22 protein-coding genes are annotated in these 14,728 nt (G+C 51.5%); 13 read left to right on the top strand and 9 right to left on the bottom strand.

Annotated elements, in window-relative coordinates; translation table 11 throughout:
• The first annotated feature begins 36 nt into the window (after positions 1–36).
• Positions 37–573: a rhomboid family intramembrane serine protease gene (locus SIB42_RS07740; protein WP_067093162.1), complete on the top strand. Its 537-nt coding sequence runs from the start codon at positions 37–39 to the stop codon at positions 571–573.
• Here SIB42_RS07740 and SIB42_RS07735 read toward each other — a convergent pair.
• Positions 558–806, bottom strand: a complete 249-nt coding sequence (locus tag SIB42_RS07735; RefSeq protein ID WP_067093021.1) for a hypothetical protein — start codon at positions 804–806, stop codon at positions 558–560. The two genes, SIB42_RS07740 and SIB42_RS07735, sit on opposite strands and share 16 nt — an antisense overlap.
• A 38-nt stretch (positions 807–844) precedes the next feature.
• Complete coding sequence (locus SIB42_RS07730; RefSeq protein ID WP_067093020.1) at positions 845–1,147, bottom strand: hypothetical protein; 303 nt, start codon at positions 1,145–1,147, stop codon at positions 845–847.
• A 140-nt stretch (positions 1,148–1,287) separates the two neighbouring features.
• Between SIB42_RS07730 and SIB42_RS07725 the strand changes: the two genes are divergently transcribed.
• Positions 1,288–1,497, top strand: coding sequence for a hypothetical protein (locus tag SIB42_RS07725; RefSeq protein WP_067093019.1), 210 nt, complete (start codon positions 1,288–1,290; stop codon positions 1,495–1,497).
• Between the two features lie 308 nt (positions 1,498–1,805).
• Entirely contained in the window at positions 1,806–2,249 is a 444-nt protein-coding gene (locus tag SIB42_RS07720) for a hypothetical protein (RefSeq protein WP_156485091.1), read from the top strand.
• 82 nt (positions 2,250–2,331) lie between these two features.
• Here SIB42_RS07720 and SIB42_RS07715 read toward each other — a convergent pair whose 3' ends face one another.
• Positions 2,332–2,667 (bottom strand): hypothetical protein, encoded by a 336-nt coding sequence (locus tag SIB42_RS07715; protein ID WP_067093017.1) that lies wholly within the window; start codon positions 2,665–2,667, stop codon positions 2,332–2,334.
• A 645-nt stretch (positions 2,668–3,312) separates the two neighbouring features.
• Positions 3,313–3,729 (bottom strand): hypothetical protein, encoded by a 417-nt coding sequence (locus SIB42_RS07710; RefSeq protein ID WP_156485090.1) that lies wholly within the window; start codon positions 3,727–3,729, stop codon positions 3,313–3,315.
• A 656-nt stretch (positions 3,730–4,385) separates the two neighbouring features.
• On the opposite strand from SIB42_RS07710, the gene SIB42_RS07705 reads away from it, so the two are divergent.
• Positions 4,386–4,622, top strand: coding sequence for a hypothetical protein (locus SIB42_RS07705; RefSeq protein WP_067093015.1), 237 nt, complete (start codon positions 4,386–4,388; stop codon positions 4,620–4,622).
• 99 nt (positions 4,623–4,721) lie between these two features.
• Here SIB42_RS07705 and SIB42_RS07700 read toward each other — a convergent pair whose 3' ends face one another.
• Together SIB42_RS07700 and SIB42_RS07695 are read right to left on the bottom strand one after the other, a co-directional pair.
• Positions 4,722–6,362 (bottom strand): autotransporter outer membrane beta-barrel domain-containing protein, encoded by a 1,641-nt coding sequence (locus SIB42_RS07700; RefSeq protein WP_156485089.1) that lies wholly within the window; start codon positions 6,360–6,362, stop codon positions 4,722–4,724.
• A gap of 316 nt (positions 6,363–6,678) precedes the next feature.
• On the bottom strand, positions 6,679–6,885 hold the full coding sequence (locus tag SIB42_RS07695) for a hypothetical protein (RefSeq protein WP_067093013.1): 207 nt from the start codon (positions 6,883–6,885) through the stop codon (positions 6,679–6,681).
• Positions 6,886–6,963: 78 nt separating this feature from the next.
• Between SIB42_RS07695 and nth the strand changes: the two genes are divergently transcribed.
• From nth to SIB42_RS07660, 7 genes are all read left to right on the top strand, one after another.
• Positions 6,964–7,617, top strand: a complete 654-nt coding sequence (gene nth / locus SIB42_RS07690; protein WP_067093012.1) for an endonuclease III — start codon at positions 6,964–6,966, stop codon at positions 7,615–7,617.
• Positions 7,617–8,435: a bifunctional hydroxymethylpyrimidine kinase/phosphomethylpyrimidine kinase gene (thiD, locus tag SIB42_RS07685; protein ID WP_067093011.1), complete on the top strand. Its 819-nt coding sequence runs from the start codon at positions 7,617–7,619 to the stop codon at positions 8,433–8,435. Before nth ends, thiD begins: the two co-directional genes overlap by 1 nt.
• A gap of 49 nt (positions 8,436–8,484) precedes the next feature.
• Positions 8,485–8,721, top strand: coding sequence for a high light inducible protein (locus SIB42_RS07680; RefSeq protein ID WP_067093010.1), 237 nt, complete (start codon positions 8,485–8,487; stop codon positions 8,719–8,721).
• A 56-nt stretch (positions 8,722–8,777) separates the two neighbouring features.
• Entirely contained in the window at positions 8,778–9,047 is a 270-nt protein-coding gene (locus SIB42_RS07675; RefSeq protein WP_067093009.1) for a hypothetical protein, read from the top strand.
• A gap of 141 nt (positions 9,048–9,188) precedes the next feature.
• Positions 9,189–9,671: a hypothetical protein gene (locus SIB42_RS07670; protein WP_413327741.1), complete on the top strand. Its 483-nt coding sequence runs from the start codon at positions 9,189–9,191 to the stop codon at positions 9,669–9,671.
• A 4-nt stretch (positions 9,672–9,675) separates the two neighbouring features.
• Entirely contained in the window at positions 9,676–10,515 is an 840-nt protein-coding gene (locus SIB42_RS07665; protein ID WP_067093007.1) for a PfkB family carbohydrate kinase, read from the top strand.
• A 17-nt stretch (positions 10,516–10,532) separates the two neighbouring features.
• Positions 10,533–10,757 carry a hypothetical protein gene (locus SIB42_RS07660; protein ID WP_067093006.1) on the top strand — a complete coding sequence of 75 codons (225 nt, stop codon included), beginning with the start codon at positions 10,533–10,535 and terminating at the stop codon, positions 10,755–10,757.
• Between the two features lie 24 nt (positions 10,758–10,781).
• Here SIB42_RS07660 and SIB42_RS07655 read toward each other — a convergent pair whose 3' ends face one another.
• The gene (locus SIB42_RS07655) at positions 10,782–11,201 is read right to left on the bottom strand and encodes an HIT family protein (RefSeq protein WP_067093005.1); all 420 of its coding nucleotides are present in this window, start codon (positions 11,199–11,201) and stop codon (positions 10,782–10,784) included.
• 80 nt (positions 11,202–11,281) lie between these two features.
• On the opposite strand from SIB42_RS07655, the gene gap reads away from it, so the two are divergent.
• Entirely contained in the window at positions 11,282–12,286 is a 1,005-nt protein-coding gene (gap, locus tag SIB42_RS07650) for a type I glyceraldehyde-3-phosphate dehydrogenase (protein ID WP_067093004.1), read from the top strand.
• Between the two features lie 34 nt (positions 12,287–12,320).
• Here gap and SIB42_RS07645 read toward each other — a convergent pair whose 3' ends face one another.
• Together SIB42_RS07645 and SIB42_RS07640 are read right to left on the bottom strand one after the other, a co-directional pair.
• Complete coding sequence (locus tag SIB42_RS07645; protein WP_067093003.1) at positions 12,321–13,550, bottom strand: HEAT repeat domain-containing protein; 1,230 nt, start codon at positions 13,548–13,550, stop codon at positions 12,321–12,323.
• Between the two features lie 105 nt (positions 13,551–13,655).
• Positions 13,656–13,823 (bottom strand): hypothetical protein, encoded by a 168-nt coding sequence (locus tag SIB42_RS07640; protein WP_156485088.1) that lies wholly within the window; start codon positions 13,821–13,823, stop codon positions 13,656–13,658.
• Between the two features lie 357 nt (positions 13,824–14,180).
• Here SIB42_RS07640 and SIB42_RS07635 point away from each other — a divergent pair, with 357 nt between their 5' ends.
• Positions 14,181–14,504 (top strand): Nif11-like leader peptide family natural product precursor, encoded by a 324-nt coding sequence (locus SIB42_RS07635; protein ID WP_067093161.1) that lies wholly within the window; start codon positions 14,181–14,183, stop codon positions 14,502–14,504.
• The last annotated feature ends 224 nt before the right edge of the window (positions 14,505–14,728 follow it).

Here is a 14,728-nt window from a genome sequence, read left to right as displayed (position 1 = left end):
AACTGCTTCAGTGATCAGAGCAAATGTGTGGATGGATTGATTGCTCTGCCTCTGATTCTGCTGGGCCTGGCCTGGCTTCAGGAACTGGTGGATCAACTGCTGCTCGGCGGTCGCTGGAACCTGGCGATGGGTCCTGGAACACCCTGGTGGACGTTGTTCACAGCACCATTCAGCCACCAAGGCTTCGGCCATCTGCTCACGAACAGCCTGGTCTTCCTACCGCTGAGCTACCTCGTACTGGCCAGAAGCCGAAGGGCTTATCTGAACATCTGGATTGCGGTGATCGTTCTGGAGATTCCGGTCTGGCTGTTTTGGCCGGTTGGTTCTCACGGCTTATCCGGAGTGGTCTACGGGTTGCTGGGCTATCTGGTGCTGATCGGTTTTCTGGAACGACGACCTCTGTCGATCCTGCTGAGCACCATCGCGCTGCTGCTCTACGGAAGCGCCCTACCTGGCCTGCTTCCCTGGGCATCTCCCGCTGGCGTGAGCTGGATCGGACATGCAACCGGATTTCTAGCCGGAATACTGGCTGCGCTGGCGGTCCATCGATCGCCGGATCAGCTGGCTGACTGATCGCTGTCGGCACTCTCCTCGGCAACCTCGGCTTTGAACAGAAAGCGACTGGAAAGACGTACCGCGAGAACCGAGGCAGCAGCTCCGTAGCCGATGAAGGTAGCGGCCTGACCGAAACTACCTTCTTGATACAGATCAGCGTGGAGAAGCAACCAGTCCACGAGTGAGGAAGCCGTGCCCCAAATCACCACCCAGACCGAAACGTAAATCACTCCTCGCGAGGTGTTGTTCAAGACGAGACATCAGGCGCTGAATCAACGCTAAGCGAACCTCAGTCACGTCTCAGCCAGGAATCGGCCCCTGCGAACCAATCACCGAGGTCATCAGCCTCGGGACTGTGCTGCTGGTCGGGTTCTGCACTGCACAGGTCAAGACCATCGAGAAGGCTGTCAAGACCTTCGAGAGGGTACCCGGAGAGTTGTTGGCGCCGAGCACGACGCAGCCAGGACGAGACCGTGCGATCTCGGTCGGCAAATTTCTGAAGATAAACACGGTCCGACAGGCTGACACTGGCCCCCTCAGCCACTCGCTGAAGGATTGACTGCAGCTTCAGACGGGTGCTGGTGGTGAGCATGGCCCGAACACTCCGAACTGGTGACGTTATGGCTCGTCATAGCGACAACGATGCCAGCGATCAAATCCATTGGCGCAGAAGGACAAGACAACAATCAATGGCTACAACCATGTCAGTGATGAACAGTGAGAGGAGCCTCAATGAGTGATCAGGAACAGCAAAGGCCTGTCGTGATTCAACAGGGGGGCAATGGAATTGGCCTTGTTCTTGCCGCATTGATTGTGGGCGGCGCCATCGTCTACGCCGTCAACATCTGGTCGACTACTCAGCAACAGAAGCTCAGAATGCCCGCAGAAGCGATCCAGAAAGGCGTTGAATCAGTGAAAGAAGCGATCAAGCCTGGCTCTTGAATGAGCCTCATTGCGCTCCATCTTTGAATACAGCAAGCAGATAATGCAGAAAGCCTTGAGACAAGAATGTCCTGAAGAAATCAAAACTCCTGCACAAACAATCTAATATTGAAATCATTCATCAGCACATGAAGAGCTTTGTTGCCATCGTTCTTTTGATCTCTACTTTGCTTGCAGGCTGTACAGCATCAGATCGGTTTGAAGAAAAAACATTTCTGAGCAATGGCCCCTACCAACAAGGAACCATCGGAATTGACAGGTCGAAACTGCAGACAGTCGTGACTTGGTGCAGCCCAACGCTCCTACAAATGGCGGTTTACGACGACGTTGGAGACACCTACCCCATGCAGTACGAGCGATTGGAAGGGAAAGACCATCCACTACAGGTCTCCGTCACGGTGTTTCCTCAAGACTTGCCATTCAGCTATGCAGCGGACTACAGCACACCAACAGATGTCACCAGTGTCTGCAGCCCTGCAAGTATTCAAACAACGCTGAGCACTGAGACGGGCAGGTCAGCGGACCTCGACAAGAAACTAGGAGAAACGTTTGATGTCAGAAGTGACCAACTGGTGGCCGTCACGGTGGATTGCGACGCAGGCAAAGCTGGTTATGCAGAAATCACTCAATATCGCGGAGCTGACTATGGACAGAGAGGAGGAATCGCCCTAATCCCGGCGGGCGAGGCTTCAGACGTCACTGCGCAATGCAAGCATAAAAATCTCTCGATAGAGATCAATCCATCCAAGTAATCAACACGCAGACAGCAGATCCATGCTTCAGAGCGATGATTAACTGAGAAGGCAGCTCAGGAGAACATCCAACCTCGATCAATCAACGCTCTTTAAACGATTTTAGAACCTTATCTAGCACAATGATATTTCTCATGTGCTGAACTTCTGTCAGCCCATTGATGCTCATAAACTCAGCGAGACGATCCGGATAGTCAATAATTTCACGACCGGTGTCAACAAACTGGCAAAAAGCCTTCAGCAGCTCATCCTTATTGTCGGCACGCTGAATAGCACAGCAGCACCAATTAATTGCAGCATGTTCTTGAAGCTGATGATCTCGAAGCTGCGACCTTAGATTTTTAATTATTGCCTTTGTTCTTCTGACATAAAAAGCCCATACAAGGCCAAGACACACCAAAACAACTGTCTGTAGCACGCACGCATGGCAACTAGAGGAAGACTAATCAAGCCGGAACGTCATGTCATTTCGCAAGAGCCTTTGACTCAGCAGAAGACTCATCAATCACCAGTGACTTTTGATTCGGCTCTTGTTCTTCCGCTGACTCTTGAAAGACAATGTCAATCTCAGCGACCCATGCAACGATCGCAATCAAGCCGACAACGGTCCCAATCACTAAAGCGATCCGTCGATTCGACATGCAACTCACTGAGTCATGGGCCGAGACTACAACGAGGGGACATGGGGCCGACATAGGCAACCAAGCCAGAGATGCTGTCATCGAGCCAAGGGAGCAAGTCAAACCACATAATCAAAACAAAGCCAACAGGGATAGAGGAAAGACCAGTCAACAAAAATGAAAGTAGCAACGCGTCACTCAACCCATACTGCGCGTCGAAGTGGATAGCCGTTGACATAGAGGCATGCTTGAATCAGCCATCTGAATAATCCCGAAGCAAAGCACAAATCTGAGCACAGGCTGAGAAATCAATAAATGATTTGATCAATACAACCAAGTGATCCAAGACCACAATCGGTTCAAAAGGATTGCAACACTCCCTAGCGCCTAAGCGCTATTGATTAATCAGACATTTTATAGAGGTCGGGGAATAGTCTTTTTGCTCATTGCGGGCAATGATCGATAGCATAAGAAATCATGCCCTCAATCATAGGCAGTGCGTAGCGATCATCTTCAAAGTCCATTTCGCTTATCACTGACATCGGTATATTTGTCTGACCCATGGCAATAGCAGTTCCTTTTTCCATCGCTTCTTGAGCTGCTTTATTGGCGCAATACTGTTTTCCAGGCTGCGTGCCGATACTGTATGAAAACCGAACCTTGTCTTGAAGCGTTGCTGCGGAAATAGAGTGGGCAGTGGATAGCGTCAAGTCAACAGTCGTAACTGCGATCAATCGATTGCGAAGGTTCATCCTGTTTCTCTTAAGCCTCAAAATCACTATAGCCAATACATGCAAGCGGAAAATGCTAATTGAATTGATGCTTTCTCCCGAAACGCTGCTATCAAACGTTTTGTCCATCAATTGATTCAATCTGGAAGCTTGATGTCTTTTTCGAGCTGTTCAACAGGACGCTGATACGTCTCGATTCGATCAAAGACCAGGTTCAATGTCTTCACTCTTGGGAGCGTGTGAAACTCATGGAGATGGGATCGAGAACAAGCCAGACTCAGCCACCTTCCATTGATTGTTAATTACAGCCATCCTAAAGACAGGCTCAGAGTCCAGTACAACCCTGGCTTCTCAGCAGCACTCATTTACATCTATAAACCAATCTATACACCATGCTTCTAAACCATTTAGACAATAAAAGGGTCCGGTGCTGCGCTCACCAAACAGCTTCAGCAATAGTCCACCCAATGCATTGAGCTGGAACAACAAGGACACAGTGTCCTCGGCTCTCATGTCCCTTCTTGCCATGAACAGAGCGGATTGACCGCCGGGCATCGGCGGCCGCGACCAACCATCAACCGCACTGAGAAAGAAGCAGAACAGATCGCGAACAACGCAAACCTTGATCAGCAGGCACGCAAGGGGGCGTGGGGGTCCTTCAGCGTCCGTTCGGATACGTAATAGGCCCTCAGAAATTTATGTCGACGTTCAAGAGCAGAGAATCCAGAGGTTGAGCGGCTCGCTATCTATCAGCATGTGGTCATGATGGTGCCACTAGGGATCCCTTGGCTCGCGCGGCTCAAGATGCCGGACAAGTGATGGCTAAACGAATAAATACGGAACAGTTTTTAGAATTAGCCAAAGACAAGTTTTGTGATAAATTTAAATATGACCTGGAAAACTATAAAAACATGCAAAGCAAAATAGATGTCTTCTGCTCAATCAAGGATCTTTTTGGAGAAGCTCGTGGATGGTTTACGACTAGAGCAGAGGTGCATTTAAGACCCCGCAAGGTCTATTAGTGAGTGTGAATGATGGATTCATTGTCCGAGTTATTTTAGGCGCCTTGCAGCCGATTTATAAGGCTATGGATTTTTAAGATTGAATGATGTGATTCACGATCAAAATTGTATTGATATTCCGCCTGAAATACTCCAGTTTGTTGGCTTCTTGGACGAGTCCCAAGTCTCAATTCCTCCCTTGACATTGATCGATGCTTGGCTGTCACCTTGTTTATTCACTAGATAGTTCAATCCGGTTTCAATGCTCAGTCCGTTCCAGTGCTTTTGATTAATTGGAAGAGATGCGCGATTGTTGTTGTAGATATTTTGAACTTTAACGTCGCGATTGTTGGTGTTCCAATCAGCAAGCCAGCCAATGCGCAGGTAAGGAGAAAATCTGTTCGTTTCTTCGGCGGCGAGGGGAGGCGATATTTTTACTGATAAACGACTTCTTAGAAAGAAGTCGTCGTAGTTCTCATAGCGTAAGTTGAAATCACCTCCCCCAATCTCATTCCACTGATAGTCATAGTTCTTATTCGCATTCAGAAATATTTCAGGCTCAAAAGTTGCAAGCTTAATCTTTATTTTATAGCTCGTCATCAAAGAGACTGTGTAAATCTCCGCCTTCTTATCTCCATAGGCCAATCCTGCTTCTGAATCTCCGATTGCCAAGAGACCTCTCGAATGCAGTCCATCTATTGTGCTTTTTCCAAGCAAGCCTTTAGCAACAAAGTTGCCTTGTTGATAACCCAAGGAGATTCCTCCACCATATCCACTTGGGCGCCAATAGCCTCCTCCCGCATCTAGAAAGCTGACATCAATGTCAGCTCTGTTCATGAATCCACTAACCGAAAAGTTCTTGTTCAGGTTTGCGTTGACTCCTATGACGTATCCCGAGTAGTTGCTTTCCCAATTTCCAAATGTGCCGTGAGAGCCGCGTTCGTAATCAAAAACAGAATGATGGCCGCTCAGTGTTTTGATCCAGGCTTCTATGGCAGGTTTTGATTGACGTGACTGTTTATCTGTTTTTGTTGTGCCTTCTGCTTCATTGGATTCTTTGACTTCGTCAGGCTGGACTGGGTCAAAACTATCCAAAACAACATCACTGAGTTGATATTGGTATTCCTGGGTTGCCCTGCCACCAGTCGCTGTGTGGGCTCTAGGGAGTATATTGAGTGCCATTTTGAAATTATTTGCCACAGTATTTTCAACGTCAATATTTATTCCTCTTGCTAACTCAAGGATGCTCGCCTTGGAAACCGAACTAATCGGTATGCCGCCTTCTATGGTTTCGCAATTGCTCATATATCTACCCCATCTTTGCGAAGTGTCTGAATGCACCCATGTGAAAAGGCTTGAAGAATGACCTGCCTTTACGGCCCACCTGTGATGACGATTTACTGGATAAGATCTAGATGACTTGTCTGAATAGTATAAAAATCTTGTCCACTGAAGATTTGTTTTTTCGTAGTAGAGCTCTGACCATATTCTTGACGCCTTGTTTGAATTGTCTTCCTGCCAATTTTGGCTCTCTTTTTTGCCGGTATACCAAGGCGCGTCAAGAAACCCTCCTGTTCCCTCAAGGTCTTCCCACTTGCCGGTCTCCCTTCCGACGTTTGCGCAAGTTAGGCCAACTGTTATCTCTTGAATGTTGTCAGCAGCTAAGCCTTGTGATGGCAATATTGTGAAGGCACAAGCTCCCGTAATGAAGGCTCCTAAAAGCCTCACCGCTTTAGGTTTTGACAGGAGCAGGGCTTCCAACAAAGTATTTATCGGAAAGTCACTATATCTTGATCTGATTAAGTTGCAACAAGATTTGGAATGCTTTGGTTCGCGTGTGTGATTTCTTCAGACCTCATACGGATGTCTATCCGTTTGTAGTGGATTGATGCTTTCTCCCGAAACGCTGCCATCAGACGTTTCGTCCATCAATTGATTCAATCTGGAAGCTTGATTTCCTTTTCGAGCTGTTCAACAGGACGCTGATACGTCTCGATTCAATCAAAGACCAGGTTCAATGTCTTCACTCTTGGGAGCGTGTGAAACTCATGGAGATGGGATCGAGAACAAGCCAGACTCAGCCACCTTCCATTGATTGTTGATGGCTGTGCTGGCGAAACAGATCGCTGGCCTCGTCAATCTCAGTGAGTTCAGCAATGTTCTGAGGTTTGTCGTCTTGACGACGCTGCTGCTGTTCACGCTCCTGTTGCTGCTCTTCCCGACGCACAGCTCGTGCATAAGCGTCGCTTGAATCAGAACTGTTTCGGCGCTGCTCAAGGCTCATGAACCCACAGTTCGAACACTCGCCAATCTCTCATCCCAACAACGGCGCTGCAATTATGGCTGTCGATCTCAAGCCGTGATGAACAAGGGCGAAAGAGCCAGAGTGATCCTCGATCGGCTGAACGAGCATTACCCCGAGACGCCGATTCCCCTGGATCACAGCGATGCCTTCACGCTGCTGATCGCCGTTCTACTCAGTGCTCAGTGCACCGACAAAAAGGTGAATGAAGTCACTCCAGCACTGTTCTCTGCCGGGCCAACGCCCGCTGCCATGGCAGCACTCGAGGAAACAGAGATCCACCGCCACATCCGTCAGCTGGGACTGGCCAAAACCAAAGCGCGCAATGTGCACAAGCTCGCCCACATCCTCGTGAATGTCCACAACGGAGTCGTTCCACAGAGTTTTGAAGAGCTTGAAGCGCTACCAGGAGTCGGGCACAAGACCGCCAGCGTGGTGATGGCGCAGGCTTTCGGGGTCCCTGCATTCCCCGTGGATACTCACATTCATCGTCTGGCTCAGCGCTGGGGGTTGAGCAAAGGCGACAGCGTTGTGAAAACAGAAGCAGATCTCAAGGCTCTCTTCCCAAAGGAGCAATGGAATCGACTGCATTTGCAGATCATTTTCTACGGCCGCGAGCACTGCAGCGCACGCGGCTGCGATGGCACCGTCTGCAAGCTGTGCCGAGAGCTCTACCCGAAACGCCGCAAGCCGGTGATCTGGCGTAAACCCTGATGCAGGCCCAACACATCACTCCCGCGATCGCCCTCACCATCGCGGGAAGCGATTCAGGAGGAGGTGCAGGGATCCAGGCTGATTTGCGCGCCTTCATGGCCTTCAGGGTTCATGGCTGCAGTGCCCTGACCTGCGTCACCGCGCAAAACACCTGCGGAGTGACCCGAGTGGATCCCATTCCTCCCGCAGGCCTGGAGGCACAGCTGCAAGCCGTCAAGAACGACCTGCCTGTCGATGCACTGAAAACCGGCATGCTGCTGAATCGCGAACTGATTCAAACCACCGCTGAACTCTTACGGCACTGGAGCATCCCGAAGGTGATCGACCCGGTGATGGTGAGCCGCACAGGCGCCGTGCTGCTCGAAGATGACGCTATCGCCGCGCTACGCGACGACCTGCTGCCGCTGGCAACCCTGCTGACCCCGAATCGCCATGAAGCGCGGTTGCTCAGCGGCCATGAACTGAACGACGACAGTGACATCGAAGCAGCCGCAGCCGCGATCCACGCCCAGGGGCCTGCGGCAGTTCTGATCAAAAGCGGCAGCGAACGATCGCTGGGGGGCCGGGATTTGCTGTTCAACGGCCAACCCCACTGGCTTGAGGGTCCCTGGGTGGATACTCCCCATACCCACGGCACAGGCTGCACGCTGTCAGCTGCCATCACCGCAGGATTGGCTCTCGGGCAAGATCTCGACGTGGCAATGACGGCGGCACGTGAGTACGTCAAGCAAGGCCTGAAGCAGGCTCTGGCCATCGGTCAGGGGCAAGGCCCGATCTGCCACTGGGCGGCGATTAGAAGCATTAGTGATAGTGATTAAGGACAAAAGTCAATGTGCTGTTACATTGCTAAACATCCGCAACGGTTTCATGACTCAGCAGCAAGCCAGCGACAAGTGGTTCCAGGATTCAGCGGCCCGCGCCATCCATGAACAGCAGCTGGATCGGGTGGAGCGTTTCAATGGCCGTGCCGCCATGTTGGGCATCGTGATAGGCGTTCTCACTGAAGCCATCACAGGTCAGGGAATCGTCCATCAGATCGGACTCGGCCCATTGGTTGATGGTTACGTCGCCTGCAGCGCCAAATATCTTCCGTTCTGTTTCTGACTCGACGGAAGACCTGCAGGTCTCACTCCTAGGTTGAAGCCAGTCGAACCAGAGGCATGGCTCGCAAGCGACGCAAACTGAGCAAGGAGATGGAGGCTGAAATCAAAGCAGCCGAGAAGAAAGTGGAATTCGTCTCAGCGATGATCAGAGACATCCGTGAGGAAGACGTTCAAAACGAGTACGCAGAAGCCTTTGCTCAGGTTCATGCCGCTTGCAGCCATCTGGCCGCGCTCTACATCACCGATGGGGTGACCGAAGAGAGCGAGGGGACCTTGGCTCTCTACAAAGGGTTATTGAGCCGATTCGAAGAGGAATACGAGCTCTGAACTTGAGCTCTAGGTCCTGGCGCCACCCATGGCCGAGCCGCAGGAAGCCGGTACAACCGGTGCATCAAGTTCATTCAAGCCATGGCAGACCAGGGCCCATCGACCTCACCAAGCTCTAATCCCCGTTGGTTCGTTCTGATGATGGCCAGCCGCTGGCCGCTGGCTGTAGTGATCGCCGCGTGGGCCATTGCCGTGGCTGCCATTCAGATCCTTCGTCAACCCATCCCGATTGCTTTGCCACTAGATCAGCCGCTGCCTGTTCGGCTCGTGGGAGGCATCACCGTTGATCAGCTCTCTGCGCCGGTCAGCGTGAAGGGTGAGGAGCCTCTATCGATCGAAGCTGTCAAAGCGCTGCCCGTGAGCGGCGACGTGGGAGTGCCCAAAGGTGTGGCCGTGACCGAACCCGTCAAGGTTGAGGGCAGTGTTTCCGTTGAAGGTGCCGTCACGGTGGAAGAAGTCACCGCGCCGGTGACCGTGAACGGCAGCGACGGAGGTCCCGTGCTGGTCGGCACTCCCGATGGGGAACTACTGAATGTGACCGGAGCAGTGAGAGTGGATTCTGTTGGAGGCAAGATCAACGTGCAGCTGCGCAATGCCGCCAAATCCGTCCTGCCGATCCCCTGACGCAATGCCCACGCCCTTGGATAGCGAGCTGAAATCTCTGACTCTGGCGGTGGTAGGGCATCAGGAGTGGGTCACCTTTTTAGAGGTCGATGCACTGCCCAGACCAGGCAGGATCGGACGAGCTTCTCGAGACCTCGAAGAACCTGCGGGTGCCGGAGCTGTCATCGCAGTCCAGCTGGCACGCCTCACCGGTCAAAGAGTTCTGTTTTTCACAGCACTCGGTCGGGATGCGATTGGCCAACGCAGCGAACAACGCCTCAGAGAGTTGGGAGTTGAACCAGTGGTGGCCTGGCGCGACCAACCCAGTCGGCGCGGAATTAGCCTGATGGATCCCAGTGGTGACCGTGCAATCACGGTGATTGGCGAGCGCTTGATGCCCACCGCTGAAGACGACCTCAACTGGGAACGACTTGCAGACTGCGACGGCGTGTTCGTCTCAGCCACCGACTGCGATGGCCTGCATCAGGCACGCCAGGCCAGGGTTCTGAGTGCAACACCACGACTCGGACTCGCCGTGTTGCAGCAGGCTTCAGTGCCTCTGGACGCCCTGATCGGCAGCGCACTGGACCCCGGCGAACAGGTTCCCGAGAACTGTCTCAATCCGGCACCCACCGTTCGAATCGCCACGGAGGGTGAGGCCGGAGGCGTGCTGATTCCAGGCGGCCGTTTTGATGCTGTTCCACTGCCAGGCCCGATGGTGGAGTCCTATGGATGTGGCGACAGCTTTGCCGCAGGCGTCACCGCTGGACTAAGCGCAGGTTGGAGCACTCAACTGGCGGTCGCGCTGGGAGCGCGCTGCGGTGCTGCCTGCGCGACGCGCTTCGGGCCTTACGGCGAACCCTGATCAAGACCATGCAAAGGATGAAATTTGACTTCTCAAACGAAGAGTTCAGCGAATTAATTGCTGCTGCGAAGGAAGCACAGGTTCGCTGGAAAAAAGCCAGAACTTTATGGAAAGTGGGTCATCACGCCTATCTCAAACACAATGAGCAGGAACTGACGAACAACATCAACCGGTTCAAGCAAACCGAGCAAATGCTGGTTGATCGCTACAAAAGCGTGACTGGAGACGACTGGCATCGGTGAGCTGTGCAATCACAATGACCTGTGTCAATCCAGAACGGCTGAGGCCAAATCTCTGGCGCGCAACACCCATTCATTCACACAGTCAGCAGACGCTGCATTGACCTTTCCCGCTTCGAAATCTCGATAGAGATCAGCAATCTTCCAGGCGCTGGTGCGTGGATCATCAGCAGAACGTGGGATCAGATGCAGATGCAGATGTCGGGCTCCCTCACCGAAGGCGATGGCATAGACACGTTCGCAGCCTGTGACCGCACGTACCAACTGGGAAGCACGTTGGACAACAACGCCCCAATCCTGCGCTTCCTCAGGGACAAAGTTGATTGGGCCACCACAGTGTCGACGCGAATCAAGCAGGCCCCAACCGGCCAGCGGGGCAGGGCCGGTTGGGGCAAGAGGCTTCGGCTGGCGGAGAAACCATGGGCATCGGCAACGACCTGAGCTCACTCTGTCTGCGTCCCAGAAAAGGAGGGGGTTTTCGATTGCAATGGGCTCTATAAGTCAGGGAAGCAGAAGGGGTCGCCTTCATGTCCATCCGTATTGGCATCAATGGCTTCGGACGCATCGGGCGTCTCGCCTTCCGACAGGCCATGGCCTGCCCCGACGTGGAGGTGGTTGCCATCAACGACCTGATCGAACTCGACTACCTCGCCTACCTGCTGCGTTACGACTCAACGCATCGCCGCTTCCCAGGTGAAATCAACGTGGTGGATGGCCACTTGATGGTGAATGGCAGTCACATTCGCGTCACGGCCGAACGAGACCCCCGCCAGCTGCGCTGGGGTGAGGTGGGAGCCGACTACGTGCTGGAAAGCACTGGCTTCTTTCTGACCGCCGACACCGCCCGCCAACACCTTGAGGCCGGCGCCAAACGCGTGGTGATGAGCGCTCCCTCCAAAGACGACACGCCGATGTTCGTCATGGGAGTGAATCACAACTCCTATGCAGGAGAAGACATCGTGTCGAATGCCAGCTGCACAACGAACTGTCTGGCACCACTCGCCAAGGTCGTGAACGACCACTACGGAATCGTCAGTGGTCTGATGACCACCGTGCATGCCACCACGGCAACCCAGAAGCCAGTTGACAGCCCTTCACTCAAAGACTGGCGAGGTGGACGAGGCGCGGGGCAGAGCATCATTCCCAGCTCAACGGGTGCTGCCAAAGCCGTGGGTCGTGTGATTCCAGAACTGAATGGGAAACTCACAGGCATGGCGTTCCGGGTACCAACTCCTGATGTCTCCGTCGTCGACCTGACCGTGAATCTGGCCAAACCAGCTAGTTACGAAGAAATCAAGACAACCATGAAAGAAGCCTCACAGAACGGTCTTTCCGGCATCCTTGGTTACACCGAAGATCCAATCGTATCCAACGATCTTCTGGGAGAAAGCTGCACCTCAGTATTTGATGCTGGAGCAGGCATGGCGCTCAATGATCAGTTCATGAAACTGGTGGCTTGGTACGACAATGAATGGGCCTACAGCTGCAAATGCATTGACCTGATGCAGCACATGGCCAAGCATTCTGCTTAAGCAAGCAAGAGGAAAATCGTTCAGTCAAGAGATCTCAGAACGTCCTTTCGAGCTGTTGCGTCTCAATCAAGCGTGCCAATGCTTTCTGGCATGTCCAACGCAATGGAACCCAAGGAGCCGATGAAGAGAGCTCGTACAAAAGATCCATCTGGTCATCAAGTTGCAGTTCAACGCAAGCCCAGGCAGCTGCAATTCTCGACTTCGTATATTGGGGCGTGGTTTCGGCAAGAGCAGACCTGACAAGATCACTCTTTTCGCTGAACTTTCGCAAACCAACAAGACAACTCAGATAATAGTGAGTGACATAATCAGACCAGAGTCTTTCCTGCATACTTTCAATCACTGCAAGGCATTCGCTGCGATCAATCCGCATCAAACTCGCTGCAGCACCATACTGTCGAGCTTCATCACGATGGCTGAGATTCCGTTCGATCTCATCAGGATCTGATCCACATTCCCACTCCGGTCGAATGTCTAACAACAAAGGATCATCGCGAAGCAGCTGTTCAAACAAAGCCTGATTTTCAGGTTTCGAGAGAGACTGGTTGCCATCAACGATCTGCAAGAAACTTTTAGCTCGAAGCGACATCGATACAGGTGCACGAACCAAGACAGGCAGCAGGCTTTCATCCCCGGAATCACCAATATCAATCACCGCAGATCTCCGCTTTCCAGCAACAAGGTCAGTAAGACAAGCGACCAATGGTTTCATCAAACCGACTTCCCCATAAAGCTGTGCCAGATAAGCCCTTGCAGCACCGGAGACCAACAGACTTTCGTGATCGCACAAACCGCCAATCCGATTCTTTGACTGCGCACTTTGAATACGAAGCCTCGTGAAAAGCTGAATCACTGCACGAGCTTGCGTGACTTCTCCATCCAACAGATTCAGAAGATGACTTTCCTCTTCCTCATTTGGCGACCAGCCAATTCTGATCAATGCCGACAAGGAATTAATCACTGCTTCGGTATCAGTACACCTCAGGACTTCAACCAATGCAGGAATGGCCTTGGGATCCTTCCTTCTACCCAATGCCTCGACAGCCTTACGTCGAGTGATCCTGTCAAATAATTCGTCAACCTTGAGATCGGTAGTTGCCCTGATCAAGGCATCAAGAGTTTCATCACAATCACACAGGCCTAGCCTCGTGGCCGCAAAATAACGATCAGAGGGCCTTTGAACAGAATCTGTTTTAGCAAACAATAAATGAAGCGCATCAGACTTGGATATTCCCTGAACCAAAACATCAAAACGCTCTGCCATACCGCTGCAGCATTAAACAATAAATTTTAAACTATCGTCAAACCAAGGATCACCAAAACACCTTAGGGGATGCGTTACAGTTTTTAATTTCAATGTATCCCCCAATCAATAAGCATCAAAAACGTTGCCGGGATCAGGACAATCAAAATCAGACTTGCCCCAACATCTTTGACCAAGGAAATAACGCCTAACTTCCGGAGAAGAGAACACTCGCAAAATCAAGAACTGACCTTGAACCAGAGCATTAAAATAATTACTTGGAGCGATGGTCAACTAATTCAATAAGATGTGCATCATGCTTATTACAAAAGTCAGAAACACACTCACGCAAAATATGTCCGATCGAAACTCCCTCGGTATAACAGAGAAGTTTTAATTTCTTATGGAGCTCGTCACCGAGCTCAAACGTGACTCTTTTCATCCGAGGACAGCAGACCTGATGAGAGCGTAAAGCGAAAAGCTCATTACATTAATCATAGGTCTTTTCATAAAAGATAGTCATGAAAAAACTGATCAGTTCACAAAGCTCAACAGTGAGGATGCATGGTGCAAGCAAATATTGCAATCACAAGCTTCACGACAATAAGAGAATCTAAAAGCAGTACATTGATTAAAACATCCAGGAGCCCAATGTCTAAGGCTGCGCTGCATGCTTTTATTGACAGAGCAAGAGAGGACAAGACATTCCGAGAGCAGTTAGCGGATCTCGGGCCGCAGCAGATCATTGACTACGCGGCGCGCAATGGCTTCGTGTTCTCAGACGAGATCAAAGGGCGTTTCATCAATCGGTGGGCCGGTGTGTATTTCTGCCCTCAGGCCATCGAAGTCGGCATTCTTTGCCCTGGATTAGTACCAGAAGGATATAAAAACCTCATCCACTATGCGCAATCAACCTGCAGTTCATCTGAATTAAAAGAAGAAGAGCACGACTTCAGATCTGGACAAAAATACTAATCAGTCATTCCTACAAGGAAGAAGTTGATCCATACATATTCAACGAATCATCTCTTCGCGAAATATTAGTGGGTCATAGTTTTAGAGCCTGCCTCCATGTAATTGGAATCAAAAACATTGAGTACCCGCACCATTGTGGATCAAACTGGCGCGAAAAGCACGCCAGTGCTTGCAATGAAAAAGCCTGACCAACAGCCAGTTCGCATGTCTCTCATATAGGGGAA

Source organism: Synechococcus sp. MIT S9508, assembly GCF_047303045.1.
Classification (GTDB): Bacteria; Cyanobacteriota; Cyanobacteriia; order PCC-6307; family Cyanobiaceae; genus Synechococcus_C.
The sequence above is the reverse complement of the archived record's forward strand: the minus strand, read 5'-3'. Positions and strand labels throughout refer to the sequence as shown.